This window comes from Lactobacillus sp. ESL0684 (assembly GCF_029392675.1).
Taxonomy (GTDB): domain Bacteria; phylum Bacillota; class Bacilli; order Lactobacillales; family Lactobacillaceae; genus Lactobacillus.
In genome coordinates this window covers 861,794-876,487 of record NZ_CP113941.1, presented here as the reverse complement: position 1 = coordinate 876,487, position 14,694 = coordinate 861,794, and the positions used below count along the sequence as shown (strand labels likewise).

At 37.1% G+C, this 14,694-nt stretch carries 10 protein-coding genes and 1 other annotated feature; of the genes, 1 reads left to right on the top strand and 9 read right to left on the bottom strand.

What is annotated here, in order from left to right; all coding sequences use genetic code 11:
- Positions 1 to 3 precede the first annotated feature (3 nt).
- From OZX56_RS04085 to OZX56_RS04045, 9 genes are all read right to left on the bottom strand, one after another.
- Positions 4 to 1,407: a class II fumarate hydratase gene (locus tag OZX56_RS04085; RefSeq protein WP_277140286.1), complete on the bottom strand. Its 1,404-nt coding sequence runs from the start codon at positions 1,405 to 1,407 to the stop codon at positions 4 to 6.
- 226 nt (positions 1,408 to 1,633) lie between these two features.
- Entirely contained in the window at positions 1,634 to 3,685 is a 2,052-nt protein-coding gene (locus tag OZX56_RS04080) for a copper-translocating P-type ATPase (protein ID WP_277140285.1), read from the bottom strand.
- A 121-nt stretch (positions 3,686 to 3,806) separates the two neighbouring features.
- Positions 3,807 to 5,186 (bottom strand): branched-chain amino acid transport system II carrier protein, encoded by a 1,380-nt coding sequence (brnQ, locus tag OZX56_RS04075; protein WP_277140284.1) that lies wholly within the window; start codon positions 5,184 to 5,186, stop codon positions 3,807 to 3,809.
- Positions 5,187 to 5,648: 462 nt separating this feature from the next.
- Positions 5,649 to 7,028 (bottom strand): branched-chain amino acid transport system II carrier protein, encoded by a 1,380-nt coding sequence (gene brnQ / locus OZX56_RS04070; RefSeq protein ID WP_277140283.1) that lies wholly within the window; start codon positions 7,026 to 7,028, stop codon positions 5,649 to 5,651.
- Positions 7,029 to 7,041: 13 nt separating this feature from the next.
- Complete coding sequence (locus OZX56_RS04065) at positions 7,042 to 7,368, bottom strand: AzlD domain-containing protein (protein ID WP_277140282.1); 327 nt, start codon at positions 7,366 to 7,368, stop codon at positions 7,042 to 7,044.
- Positions 7,355 to 8,062: an AzlC family ABC transporter permease gene (locus tag OZX56_RS04060; RefSeq protein WP_277140281.1), complete on the bottom strand. Its 708-nt coding sequence runs from the start codon at positions 8,060 to 8,062 to the stop codon at positions 7,355 to 7,357. Before OZX56_RS04060 ends, OZX56_RS04065 begins: the two co-directional genes overlap by 14 nt.
- A 53-nt stretch (positions 8,063 to 8,115) precedes the next feature.
- Positions 8,116 to 8,366: a binding site (T-box leader), on the bottom strand.
- Between the two features lie 66 nt (positions 8,367 to 8,432).
- Positions 8,433 to 9,848 (bottom strand): DASS family sodium-coupled anion symporter, encoded by a 1,416-nt coding sequence (locus tag OZX56_RS04055; protein ID WP_277140280.1) that lies wholly within the window; start codon positions 9,846 to 9,848, stop codon positions 8,433 to 8,435.
- Positions 9,838 to 11,673, bottom strand: a complete 1,836-nt coding sequence (locus tag OZX56_RS04050; RefSeq protein WP_277140279.1) for an FAD-dependent oxidoreductase — start codon at positions 11,671 to 11,673, stop codon at positions 9,838 to 9,840. The genes OZX56_RS04055 and OZX56_RS04050 overlap by 11 nt, the downstream gene beginning before the upstream one ends.
- Entirely contained in the window at positions 11,670 to 13,466 is a 1,797-nt protein-coding gene (locus tag OZX56_RS04045) for an FAD-binding protein (RefSeq protein ID WP_277140278.1), read from the bottom strand. The genes OZX56_RS04050 and OZX56_RS04045 overlap by 4 nt, the downstream gene beginning before the upstream one ends.
- Before the next feature lie 209 nt (positions 13,467 to 13,675).
- Here OZX56_RS04045 and OZX56_RS04040 point away from each other — a divergent pair, with 209 nt between their 5' ends.
- Positions 13,676 to 14,566 carry a LysR family transcriptional regulator gene (locus OZX56_RS04040; protein ID WP_277126525.1) on the top strand — a complete coding sequence of 297 codons (891 nt, stop codon included), beginning with the start codon at positions 13,676 to 13,678 and terminating at the stop codon, positions 14,564 to 14,566.
- The last annotated feature ends 128 nt before the right edge of the window (positions 14,567 to 14,694 follow it).

Here is a 14,694-nt window from a genome sequence, read left to right as displayed (position 1 = left end):
TCTTTATTCTTCTGGACTTGTTTGATCAATATTAGTCATCTTCATATAATCCATCCACTCGTCGTATTGAGCTTCAGTCACTTCACCACTCTTTAAAGCAGCCTCCTTTAGAGTAGTCCCCTCTTTATCAGCTGTTTGAGCAATTGTAGCAGCAGCATGATAACCAATATGTGGCGAAAGTGCAGTAACTGTCATCAAGGAATCTTCTAGCAAATCATCCATTCTGGCTGAGTTAACACTTAGACCTGCAATCATTTTATCAGCAAAACCAGTGATTGTACCAGTTAAAATATCACAAGAATCTAGAAAGGCACTAATCATAACTGTCTTGAAGACATTCATTTCAAAATTCCCTTGTGAAGCCGCAAAGGTAATTGTGGTATCATTACCAAAAACCTTGGCAGCGGCCATTGTTACTGCTTCAGACTGGGTAGGATTAACTTTACCAGGCATGATTGATGAACCTGGTTCATTAGCTGGAATATTCAATTCATGATAACCAGCTCTAGGACCAGATGCTAAGAAACGCACGTCTTGAGCAATCTTAAACATATCTGCTGCCAAAGTTTTCAATGCTCCATGAATAACATTAATACCTGAGTGATGCGCCAAACCCCAAAATTTGTTGGTTTTAACTTTAAATTCATGACCATAAACTTCAGACAACTTACCAGCAATCTTTTCTGTCATACCAGGAGCTGCATTTAAGCCTGTACCAACAGCTGTTCCTCCGATCGCTAATTCATAAAGAGTCGGCTTTAATTCTTGTAAATAAGCCAAATCATGCTTTAGCGCAGAAATATAGCCTGAAAGTTCTTGCCCAAAAGTAACTGGTGTTGCATCTTGTAGATGAGTCCGACCAACTTTGACCGTCTTCCAATATTTATTTTGCTTAACCTTTAATTCAGCAATTAAATGCTCAATAGCTGGCTCCAATTTATCTAACGCTTCAACCGCCACAATATTCATTGCAGTAGGATAGGTATCGTTAGATGATTGTCCACGATTAACATCATCGTTAGGTAAAATATCCAATCCAGGATGAAGCTGATTAGCTAAGTTAGCTACCACTTCATTAACGTTCATGTTACTTTGCGTACCAGAACCTGTTTGCAGCACGTGCAACGGAAAGTCCTTACGTAGTTCTTCATCAGACAAACTAAGTAGCTGATCTACCGCGTCCTCAATTGCTGCTCCTTTTTCCTTTGGTTCATCACCAACTTCAACATTGGACTGGGCTGCTGCCTTTTTCAAATTTAGAAAAGCCCGGATAACTGCTAGGGGCATTAATTCACCACTAGGAAAATTGTTGCGGCTTCTTTCCGTTTGCGGACCCCACAAAGCATCTTTGGGAATTTTAACTGGACCAATCGTATCACTTTCAATTCGATATTCTTCTTCGCTCATTGTTTTCTCCTTACTATTATTTTACTAATTAACAATTATTTCTTATTTACAGCAACTATCCATATCATACATTTTCAGCTGTATTATTTCAATATTTTTAAAAATAAAGGTACAAATTTTAATTTTTTAAAATAAATAATGGTATATTTGCTTAAAGATAAATATTTACTACAAAAATCAGCAAAAAACAAACCAGCATCTTTAAGATAATGATGCTGGTTTGTTGTTAAAGTTTTAAAGTTTCGGCATTCAAGGCCACAATTACTGTTGACAGCGACATTAAAATTGCCCCTACAGCTGGATCAAGAATAATACCTAATGGTGCCAAAATCCCTGCGGCTAGCGGAATTGCCAGAATATTATAGCCAGCACCCCACCAAAGATTTTGGATAGTTTTTGCGTGAGTTTTTTGCGCCAAATTTAGAAAACTAATAATATCAGTTGGTTCACTATTAACTAGTACCACATCCGCAGAATCTACTGCCACATCAGTTCCAGCACCGATGGCTACCCCAATGTCTGCCTTAGCAAGGCTAGGAGCATCATTAATTCCATCGCCAACCATCATTACATGATTATCTTTTGCCTGTAATTTAGCAACGATATCTGCTTTATCTTCTGGCAGCAATTCAGCGTATACCTGCGTAATTCCCAACTCACTAGCAATACCTTTAGCAGCTTTTTGATTATCACCAGTTAGCATCACTGGGATAATATTAAATTTTTTGATTTGTTTAACCAACTTCTTTGCAGTCGATTTTATCTGATCACCAACGCTGATATAGCCAAGAACTTGATCGCCCTGAATTAAGTAACTCACTGTATCGTTACTAGTATCAACTTGTGGTAATGTGGTTACTTGTTCACGTGCTGCATGCTCACTGAATAATTGATATTTTTTACCATTTAAAATGCCACTAACACCCTTACCATTAAGATTGTTACTCTCGGTCACATTCTGCAATTTCACTTGCTTAGCCTTAGCAAATTGCAAAATACTTTGCGCAATTGGATGCGTGGAATTCTGCTCTATTGAAGCAATCAAAGTTAGCAATTCTTGTTTATCAAGCTGCTTATCGATTGGCTCATATTTGCGAACAGTAAATTTTCCTTCAGTCAATGTACCGGTTTTATCCATTAACAGATAATTTACTTTTGAACTGATATCAATTACATTTCGATTGCGAATTAACAAACCATTTTTTGCACCTAATGACATGCTCTTAGCATTCACCAGCGGAATCGCTAAGCCGAGAGCATGGGGACAAGCGATGACTAAAACTGTGACCATCCGCTGCAGCCCGTCAGCAATACCACTGATGCTTGTCCAAACAATAAGAGCAATAATTCCAAAAATTAGTGCTGCATAAAATAACCAGCCTGAAACTCGGTCAGCCAAGTTTTGTAGCTTCGATTTATCTTGCTGCGATGATTTAACCAATTTGTTAACATTCGCCAAAAAACCAGAATTTACCGCATTGGTAACTTTGATAGTCAATGTACCAGCACCGTTGATTGAGCCGCCAATCACTTTATCACCTTGTTTACGAGTAACAGACCGTGACTCCCCTGTTACTAGCGATTCATTGACATCACTAGTACCTGACAAAACCACACCATCAAGTGGCACACTTTCGCCTGCTTTAACAAGCACGTGTTCATCTTTATCAACTTGGTTAAGCGGACGATCTTTAACCTGATCACCTGATTTAACGTGAACTTGATCTGGTAATAGTTTGGCCAAATCATTAACTGAACTGCTAGCTTGCATCATAGAATTCATCTCAATCCAATGACCCAAAAGCATAATTAAAATTAATGTAGCCAGTTCCCAAAAGAAATCCATTACTTGTTCCTGGCTATGTAAGAGTTCGTTTTGTACAAAAGCATAGAGACTATAGAGATAGGCAGTTGAAATTCCAAGTGAAATTAGCGTCATCATTTCTGGCTGTTTGGCTTTGAGCTCTGAATACGCTCCTTTAAGAAAAGGCTGTCCACCATAAATGAATAGTATAGTTGCAAAAATAAGCACTACCCATTGTGAGCCAGGAAAAGAAAATTGGAACGGTAATTTGACCCCCATTGCTGGAGCCAAAAATAAAATCGGTAGCGCCAAGATTAGTGACACCCAAAATTTTTGCTTCAAATTGCCCATGTGCATCATCTGTCCGCCATGCATCATCATATCGTTGTCACTCATATCCATGTTCATTTGATGATCATGATCATTTTTTGAGTGATCCATCTGGTGATTATGACTCAAATCCATTTTGTCCATAACAGCACCTCCAGAAAACTTAACTAATTCATTGCCTATATTCAAAGTTTGCATTTGTAAACCAAAACTGTCAAACAAACTGCATTAAAAAAACCAGGACTAACCGTCCTGGTTACTTGATTTATGCTTTAACTATTTTAGTTTTATGATAAAAATGACAACATAAACCAATAATTAAGCCAATAAAAGTTGGTACAACCCAATCCATCCCAATTGCAGCAAATGGTAGTACTTTTAATTGGAAAGTTCTAATCTGCATTGCCCAAGCTGTTTGACTAATAACCGGAGGAAATGCAGCAATCATATCTAGAATTGCCGGAATCAATGTAAAGATTACTGTCCAAAAATAAACAATTGGATCATGATCAAATTTGGTCGCTGCAATTGATAAAATGATTAAGGCAATCGCGATCGGATAGATAAACATTAACATTGGTGTCGACCACGAAATAATAGTATCAAGGCCAAAATTAGCAGTTATAAATGAAGCAAAAGTCATAATCGCTAACCAAGTATGGTAGCTAACTTTACTAAAACTGCGATGAAAATCCTGGGCAAAAGCGGCAATTAAGCCAACTGCAGTTGTCAAACAAGTTAGCGTAACAATCGTTGCTAGCAATGCATGCCCAAAATCACCAAGATAATAGGTAACAATTTGATTAAAGGCTGTTCCACCTTCAGGCGAAATTTTAAAATGTTTAAGAGTGGTTGCTCCAAGCCAAATAAGTCCAATATAAATAATTCCAATCCCACTCGTAGCGATGACTCCGGCACGTGCTGTAACCTTAGCATTGCTCTTAGCAGACGTCTTCCCCAATTGTTTAACTGCAGAAACAATGGTATAACCAAAAGCCAGACCAGCTAATGCATCCATCGTATTATAGCCTTCTAAAAAGCCATTAAAAAATGGTGCTTGCTGATAAGCTGTTGTTACCTTTTGTGCATTTGCCTGACCCATCGGTGAAATAAAGCCAAATAAGAAAATTATGAATAACAGCAGTAAAAATAGTGGGTTTAAGATTTTGCCAATTCGTTCTAAAATGGCAGATTGGTTATACGAAATGATAAATGCCAATATAAAAAAGATTGCTGAAAAAATTAATAATCCTGGCTTAGCCCAGTTAGTTGGTAAAACTGGCTGCAAACCAACTGAAAAAGAAATACTCGCTGTTCTGGGAGTCGCAAATAATGGACCAAGCGTTAAATGGATCAGAACCATAAAGATGATGCCAAAATGTTTACCTAACGGTTTACCGATATCATAGACTCCTTTGGCATGGCTAGCACTAATAGCTAAGACAGCTAGCAGTGGTAATAAAACAGCTGTCACCAAAAATCCGACTGTCGCAATTCCCCAATTTGCACCAGCAATTTGACCTAGGTGAATTGGAAAAATCATATTCCCAGCACCAAAAAATAGTCCAAATAATAATGATGCCACCATCAGATACTGTTTCCACGTTAGCGGCTTAGTATTTAAATCTTGCTCAATTTCTTTCATATTTTTTACCTCCATTGCTTCAACTTTTTTAGTTACTTAATTCATTAAACTATGACACTTTCTTCCAACAGTTATCGCTCCTTACTGCATTTGAAAAGAAATTTTGGGTAAATAAAAACGCACCCCTGATTTATCATCAAGGGTGCGTTTAACACGGTACCACCTATCTTACTGATAATTACTCCAAGTGAATAACTATTCAGTCACTTCACGTACGGCATAATTGCGATACGCTAACACGATAATGGGTGTCACCAATATAAGCTACTAAAATTTCACTATATAGCTCAAAGTTACTTTCAGATTACGCTCATGGTTCATTTTCAGCAGTAGAACTCTCTATTAACACTACCTGTAATCTTACTATTCTTTTCATTGCTTTAAATATTAATAATATTCTAATTAAGACAACATTTTTTGTCAAGCTAAATTTCAAAATCTACGAAACTGAGAAGATTGAAATTAATTAACTGCAGCTTTTTTTCCTTTTACAAAATGACAAACCAATCCAATTGCTAAACCAACCAATGCTGGAATAATCCAATCCATCCCAATTTCTGCAAATGGTAAACAATTTAACTGAAATGATCTTAACGCTAATGCCCAAGAACTTTGGCTGACTACGGGTGGAAATGTTGCTACCATATCTAAAAGTGCGGGTAATAAAGTAAATAGAACTACCCAAAAGTAAACTACTGGATCACGATCAAATAATGAGGCCGAAATTGATAACAAGATTAGTACCATTGCAAATGGATAAATAAACATTAGCATTGGTGTTGACCATGAAATCAGTGTATCTAAACCAAAGTTAGCAGTTAAAAATGATACTAAGGTCATTAATCCTAACCAAGTATGATAACTGACTTTAGAAAAACTACGATGAAAATCCTGCGCAAAAGCGGCGATTAAACCAACTGCTGTTGTTAAACAGGTAACTGTGATTAAGGTAGCAAGCAAGACATGACCAAAACCACCTAAATAGTGAGTAACAATTTGATTGAAAGCTACACCGCCATCAGCAGATAACTTAAAATGACTTAAAGTCGTTGCACCTAACCAGATCAAACCAACATAAATTACACCAATAGCACCCGTTGCCAAAACTCCTGCTTTAGCTGTTACTTTAGCATTGCTTTTAGCAGTAGTCTTACCCATTTGCCGTACTGCAGTAACCACAGTGACTCCAAATGCTAACCCGGCTGGTGCGTCAATTGTGTTATAGCCTTCAATAAAGCCGTGTAGTAAAGGCGCTTGCTGATAAGCCGTTGTCGCCTTTTGCGCATTTGCCTGACCCATTGGCGAAAAGAAAGCTAATAAAAAAATTGCAAACAATAATAATAAAAATGCGGGATTAAGAATTTTGCCAATACTAGTTAAAATATTCGATTCCTTATAAGCAATTACAAATGCCAGTAAGAAAAATACAGCTGAGAAAAGCAACAGTCCTGTGTGCCAAAGGTTCTTAGGAAGAACTGGTTGCAGTCCAACAGTAAAAGAAACACTTGCTGTGCGCGGCGTTCCAAACAATGGTCCAATTATGAGATGGATCAGTACCATAAAGGTCAAGGCAAAAGTTTTACCTAATGGCAGGCCGACATCATAAACCCCTTTAGCATGCGTCGCGCTAATTGCTAGCACTGAAAGCAATGGCAATAAAACGGCCGTAATCAAGAAGCCGACTGTGGCAGGTATCCAATTTGCGCCCGACATTTGTCCTAAGTGAATCGGAAAAATTAGATTTCCCGCTCCAAAAAACAAACCAAATAATAATGATGCAATTACTAGATATTGCTTCCAAGTCAATGGTTTTTGATTAAGATCTTGTTCTAATTCATTCATTTTTTAACCTTCTTTACAATAATAAGTTAAAGATAGCAGCCGATATCACTCCAACAATAACAACGACAGATAAGTTTTTAGAAATTAATGCGGCAATTAGTGTCGGAATTGAGGCAAATAAATTTAGGTAGTTAATCGTTGGCAGTTTACCGAGATTAGCAGTAAACAAGTTTTGAACCCACATCGCTGCCAAAATAGTAACTGGTACAAAACTTAAAAAATCAGCTACTACCTGTGGTAAAGAAAATTTTTTCAATAACACAAATGGTAAGGTTCGTGACAGCCAAGTTACCAGTCCACAACACACAATTGTCAATAAAATAAAATTATTTGTGGGCATTTTTAATTAAAACTCCTAACATGCAGCCTAAAACAGTTATTACTAAAACCAAAATATTGGCTGGTATAAAGAATAAACCAAAATACGTACCCACCAACACAAAAACCACTAAACCCAATTGTAATCCGAGTTTGATTGACTTATCAGAAGTGATTTGTGAGTACAATAAGCCGATAAACATGGCCGTAATCGCAAAATCAAGCCCAAACTTAGCTGGATCCGTAATTAAAGATCCGAGGCCTGCTCCTAGCGCACTACTCAATATCCAAGTTAAATATGAAACCACATTAACCGTGTTAAACCAAGTAAAATTCAACTTTTGTTCAGTATAATTTAGTTTATTAACAGCTAACGCGAAACTTTCATCAGTCAATAAGGTACCTAACCAGATATTCTTCTTCATTGACTCATCTTTTAAAAATGGCGTTAGTGTGGTACTCATCAAAATCATACGGGCATTGACTAAAAAAACGGAAAACACAATTGCTGGTAGTGAGCTATGCGCCAAGAGCATTGATACCAAAACAAACTGCGCCGAACCTGCATAAACAAAAATCGAAATCAACGTTACAATCCAGATTGACAAGCCAGACGCTCGTCCGACAACGCCAAAGGCAATACCAATTCCTAAATAACCAAAAACAGTTGGTAAAGTTTCAACTATAGCTGATTTACTAGTTAAATTATTATCCATCACACCACTTCCTTTATCTTCTTTAACAATAAAAAAACACTCTTGAAAATTAATTCAAGGGTGCTTAACTTGGCACGGTACCACCTATTTTACTGAAAAATTATACTAATAAATAATAATCCAGTCACTTCACGTACGGCATAATGCGATACGCTAACGCGATAATGGGCGTCACCAATATTGGTTACTTAAATTCACCAAATAGCTCCAAGGGATTTTCTGCTGACACTTGTGCTTCCATCTCAATCACCGGAAGTCCCTGTACAACTTTGTGCAAACATACTTTTCTTTTCATTGCTTTTTTAGATATTAAAAGTATTCTAATTATTAACTTATTTTTTGTCAAGCGATTTTTGTGAATAAATCGAATTTACCACATGCCGATTACTTTGGTCCAGAGTAAACCTCCTCCAAGCCAAATTACATTTAGTACCAAGCCAATAATTGCACTCAACTTCCACCAATCTTTATTAGAAACATAACCAGTTGATGAAAGTAAGGCAGCTGGTCCAGCAGAGTAACTAGACGTCGATAAATATAGCGAACCGGCAAAGGCTAACATTAAAGCAGCCATGATGTGCGGTACTCCTGCACCAATTGCAATTGATAGAAATCCGGCATATAAGGCGGAAATTTGCGTAGAAACACTCGGGAATAAATAGTGTAAATAAAAGTAAGCAAGGTATAAAATCACTAAAACTAGTACCCAATTCATACCCTGAAGCGAACTACCTAGAGTTTTCGAAAACCACGGAAAGAATCCAAGCGTCATCAACTTCTGTGACATTAACATAATAATTGATAACCAAGTCAAAATATTCCAAGCAAAACTCTGGCCTAGCATATCTTTAACATTAATTACTCCCGTAATTAGAAGTAAGGCTACTGCAATAAAACTAACTTCGGTTGCATCAATTCCAAATTTAGAACCAATTAACCATAAAACAACAGCCAACACAAAAATAATCGCCATAATCTTTTCTGCAGCAGTCATTTTTCCTAACTCGTTCAGCTTGCCATCTGCCCATGCATGAGCATTGGGTGTTTCCTTGACTTTAGGTGGATAAATTTTGTATAAAATGAACGGCACGACAAGTAAAGAAATTAGTCCTGGCACGATGGCGGCAGCGAACCACTGCATCCATGAAATTGAAATATTTTGGGTTTTAGCAATTCCTAAAGCCACCATATTGCCAGCTAACCCTGTCAAAAACATCGTCGAAGTAACAATGTTAATTTCATATTCATTAAATACTAGAAAAGAGCCCATATTTCTTTGAGTTCCCTTTTCCGGATCTGAGCCCATTTCTTTTGAAAGGTTATCAATAATCGGATACATAATTCCGTTAACCCGTGCATTATTACTGGGAATCCCGATTGCTAAAATAGTTTCAACAAAAGATAACGCGTAAGCCAAGCCTAGAGTCTTTTTACCAAAAGTTTTAACAAAAAAGTAAGCTATTCGCTTCCCAAGACCTGATTTGATAAAACCAGCAGCGATGAACATACACATGGCAACCATCCAAGCAGTTGAATTACCAAAACCTGCAGCAACTTCATCCATCTTAAAAATTCCTGTCATTGTGGCAATTACCACTGCAATGAGAGTTGTAGCCATCATTGGTAGCGGCTTAGTAACGCATGCGATAATTGTTGCAATAAATATCGCAAATAGGTGCCAAGCAGTAACATTAATCGCATTCGGCTTTAACGGCGTTAATAGCCACAAAACAATTCCAATTCCAAGTGGCCAAATCCACTTTTTCCATTCAAATTTATCTAACATTTTTTCTCCCTTCCAAGTTTTTAGCTTTTTGAATTGCTGAATTTACAGCTTCTTGTATTGCATTAGTTGTTGTCGAAGCTCCAGAAATAGCATCAACTTTTGTAGAATTATGTTTGACAATCTCTTGCGGAATTTGCTTAATTGCCACTGCACCAATTCCTTCAGTTTCATGATTTTCAATGACTTCTACATTTTTAATTATTCCATCTTGGTAAGTTACCCGAACTAGAATCTTGCCACCAATCCCCTTTTCAGAAGAGCCCAAATACTGATTTTTGGCTAAGTATATTTGTTCATCATCTCCAGACAATAAATCATTAATGCGTGGCAGCTGATTAGCAATACCACTACTCTTTTTAGCTGGCATTTTTACAACATTTTCGCCGGCTATCTTACCAAAAATCAGACACTCTGCTAAATTGCCGCCACCTTGATAACGATTGGAACATATTCCACCTAATTCGCCAGCACTGTATAATCTAGCAATTGGTTGACCATTAGTATCTAAAACTCTTGCTTGATCATCTCGTTGTGGCCCACCTTGCGTATTTAACACGGCCGGTGCTAATTTTATACCGTAAATTGAATTAGACAAGTCAAATTCTTCAAGGCTAGCTGGAGAACGGCCAAATTCAGAATCTTTACCGAAACGAGCGTAATCATTAAAGTTCTTAATCGTTTCTAGGAGGTTTTGACTTGGAATTGACATTTGCTCAGCTAATTGACTAACAGTTTGACCACTAATTATTTTGGAAAATAAATTTTGATATTTTAATTTACCTTCACGTTGTTCTTGTACAAATTTTTCATATTGTTTCTGATCAAATACTAGCCAAGCATTATCATATGCATGCGGTAATATGTAATCGCCATGTTGATAGATATGACCATGCCGAAATTGAGCATCTTCGCGCATAAAGCGGGTTCCATCATTAGCAACCGCAAAGATTGAGCCAGATTTAATATTTTTCCAACCACTGATCTGATGACCACGCTGATTTGAACCTTCAGCAATTACATAACCTGAAATGATTCCTAAGGACTCATAATTAGACAAATGCCACATCTGCGCTCCAACTTCAGCAGCCATGTTGATACCATCACCTTTGTTATACAAGGTACCCAACGGCGTTAAATGATCAACATGCAAATAATCTTGTTGCATCCTATGATTATTTTCAAAACCACCGGTCGCTAAAACAATTCCTTTAGCTGCGTGTACAAAATATTCTTTATGATTACGTTCAATTTTTACACCTACTACTTCACCATTTTCATTTTGTAGCAAGTGTTTAGCACGAGAGTTCAACCAAATATCAATGTTTGCTTTTCGTTTTAAAACCTCTTTACGCAATACTTGCCACAAACTAGCATCAAAGTCACGATTATGCACTAATGCAAAATCAAAAGTAGTCGATCCATGATATTCAGGATATTCACATAACTTTTGCTTATTTGCCAAATGATCTTCTGGCTGATAATCACGCGACCAAATAAAGGGCTTCAGGCCAAAATACTTTTCAAAATATTTGGGCATTTCTACAAAACCATCTAAATAAGTAGATAAGAGGTTTTCATCAACCTGAAAAGGAGCCGCTAACTGCTGATAATATTCAGTAATTTGCTTTTTATCATGAGCCATTGCAACGTGTTGCGCAGAATATCGCGTATTGCCCCCTTCATGTCCAGATGGTGCAGCGTCTACTATTAGAACTTGCGCACCGTTATCGGCTGCAAATCTTGCAGCTGTAGCTCCTGCTCCACCAAAGCCTAAAACGATGACATCATATTCGGCACACCAACGCATATCTTTAGCTACCTTCATTTTTTACTCCCGTCTTTTTTAATATTTGCTAAAGCTTGCTGCACTGCTTGCATAAAAGCTGCACTCGTCGTACTAGCACCACTAACTGCATCTACTTCTGGTGATTGTTCTTCAAGCATCCTTTTGGTCAAAATTGGCATAGCCTTACCACCCAAATTCGGCGTTTCTTTTTGCTGAAGAGTTTCAATCTTAACAATTTTTGATCCAGTAACTGTAACTCGTACAACAATTGGAACATCATTAATCCCATTTTCACTAATGCCTATACCCTGGTTAGCACCTGCTACAAAATCGGTTAACGAATTATGAGCATCAGTTTTTAACTCAGCTTTTTGAGATGCACCACTAATAACATCGAAGTCCATTACCTTTCGCTTAGGCCAAGCCGCATTTTCGCCAGCAATTTTGCCAGAAATAAGCAAATCAGCAATACTATTAGCTCCAACATATTTACTAGCAAATATGTCGCCTAATTCACCTGCTTCATACAGATGCGGGATGACATTATTCTCTAAATCAAGCACTTCACACTTTTCATTACGACGACCGCCACCATGAGTATGTAAAATATTATGACGAATGGGGATTGCATAGTAAGGACCAGCAGCAAATGAACGCATAGTTTTTAACTCACGATTTAATATCAAATCACGCTTTTTCACATCAGTCAGATAGTTAAAATCTTCAACTGCTTGGACTAATTTAGGAGCAGCAATTTTAGCTGCTAATTCAGGAAGCGAATCTGCCTTAATTGCATAAGAAATAAGTTCTTTAATTTGCTCGGACTTATCCGTTTGATCATGTGCCAATTGATTATATTGCTTTTGGTCCATTACAATATGAGGATGATTTTGATTTGGTTGCATAATCCAATTTCCATGATTATATTTATAGCCATGCCGATCTTCCTCGTCTTCACGGTAATAGCGCGTTCCATCATCCCCTGCAACAAAAATGCTTCCGTTAAATAGACTCGACCAATTGATCATATAGGCAAACTTTTCACGCGATTTACCTTCATTTAGTGAAAAGCCATGTGAATCATAATTTGCCATATGCCATAATCTAGCACCAACCTCAACTGCTAAATCTATTCCTTTACCTTGGTTGTACAAAGTACCAATTGGGGCAAGTGAACCTTGATCTAAAAATGTTTGGACCATATCCGGATTATTCTCAAAACCACCACACGACATAACAATGCCATTTCTAGCGGCAACATTCCTAATTTGACCTTGATGCTTAATTTGGACACCTAGAACAGTCTTACTCTCGGGATCTTGAATTAAATGTTCCGCTGGACTAGAAAACCAAATATCAATTTTATCTAAGCGTTCATAAACTTTTTGTCGCAATAATTTCCAAAAACCGCCATTATACATTCCTTTGGTCATAGTCTGCGACCTCATTGTATCTGCATGTTGATATTCAGGATATTCGCCTTTTGGCCGTCTTCCAGTATATTGTGCCGTAATCCCAAAGTATTTCTGAGAATATTCCTTCATTTGCAAAACATTATCGACAAATGTATCCAAAGCCTTTGGATCATATTTAAACGGATAATACGTCTGTTTGTAATATTCACGTAAATCGTCAAAATTATCACTCCAGGCAAAAGCACCGCCTGCATAACGAGTATTGCCCCCCTCTTGTCCTTCTGGCGCCGCATCAATCAACAAAACTTTAGCATTTTTATCAGCCGCAAACCTAGCAGCTCCTGCTCCTGCTCCGCCAAAACCAATGACCACTACATCGTATATGGCGTCCCATTTGAGCGTTGAATCGTAAAGCAATTTTTTACCTCAACTTTCTTTTATAATTCTTACCAAAAAGAATATATCGCTTCCATAAATATAAATCTAATTTATTTTAGTCTTGAAAATTGCTCCACTAATTAACCTTTAGGCTTGATATATAAACAATTTTTGCTATTATTTAGCTGCTTTTATATAATGGAGAAGTATTCACTTATAAATAATTTTTATTATTTCGAGGTTCAGCTATAAATGAAAAAGACTTACTATATTTCTGTAAATTGATTGAAATTGGTAACTATACTTCAACTGCGGAGTTTTTTGATGTTACCCAGCCAACTATATCAATGGCTGTTAAAAGACTAGCAACCAAATTCGCAGATCCACTTATTATGCAAAAAAACCGCAAAAGTAAACTAAGTTTAACTAATGCGGGTGAACTACTTTACCAGAAAGCAAAAATATTATTGCAAGACATCGCTAGTATTGATTACGACGTTAAACATGCTAGTGACAAAAAAATTCGCCTAGCTTTTTCAGGAGAGGCTGGTAGTATTTATATACCAGACATTATCCAAGAATTTTATCAGGCTAATCTAACTCATTTACTGAATACCAATGTTGAGAGGTCCGCTGATGCGTTTGGTGATTTAACTGAGGGACAAGTTGATGTTGCTATCTATTCTTGGATGGTGCCAATTAACGATCCAGAATATTTCATTCATAATTTACAAAAAACCGAATTGGTAATTATTACCGGAATGAATGATCCATTAATTAATGCTCATGAAGTAAGCGCAGCCGAATTAAGAGAAAGAAATTTTATCGCAAGGTCGCGTGGTTTTTTAACTAGAGAATGCTTAGAACAGATCGGTAAGCTAGGTGACTTTACTCCACAAATCACCTACACAGCAACCACCATGAAGCTAATGTTTGATTTAGTCAAACGTAATGTTGGAATTAGTTTAGCAATGGAGAGTAGTTTGCAAGATGTCCAAGGAATCCATGTAGTTCGTCTTAAACCAGGACAAAAGCAATGGGCTTATATGCAAATTGCGATGCGCAAGAGCTTTATCCCTAATAAATACCAACGCGAAGGCATTGAAATTCTGCGCAATTTCAAACCAAAAAATATCTGATACTTTTAACAGTTAAGTATTAGCTATGATCTATTTATCATAAACTGTAATAACAGTTGATTAATTCAAATAATCAATTTAACAATTATAATCTACTACTCATTGAGCTCTTTATAATATGCAAAGTA

Coding starts and splice junctions, on each gene's coding strand:
- OZX56_RS04085 (WP_277140286.1), bottom strand. CDS start 1,407: ATGAGCGAAGAAGAATATCGAATTGAAAGTGATACGATTGGTCCAGTT.
- OZX56_RS04080 (WP_277140285.1), bottom strand. CDS start 3,685: ATGGACAAAATGGATTTGAGTCATAATCACCAGATGGATCACTCAAAA.
- brnQ (WP_277140284.1), bottom strand. CDS start 5,186: ATGAAAGAAATTGAGCAAGATTTAAATACTAAGCCGCTAACGTGGAAA.
- brnQ (WP_277140283.1), bottom strand. CDS start 7,028: ATGAATGAATTAGAACAAGATCTTAATCAAAAACCATTGACTTGGAAG.
- OZX56_RS04065 (WP_277140282.1), bottom strand. CDS start 7,368: ATGCCCACAAATAATTTTATTTTATTGACAATTGTGTGTTGTGGACTG.
- OZX56_RS04060 (WP_277140281.1), bottom strand. CDS start 8,062: ATGGATAATAATTTAACTAGTAAATCAGCTATAGTTGAAACTTTACCA.
- OZX56_RS04055 (WP_277140280.1), bottom strand. CDS start 9,848: ATGTTAGATAAATTTGAATGGAAAAAGTGGATTTGGCCACTTGGAATT.
- OZX56_RS04050 (WP_277140279.1), bottom strand. CDS start 11,673: ATGAAGGTAGCTAAAGATATGCGTTGGTGTGCCGAATATGATGTCATC.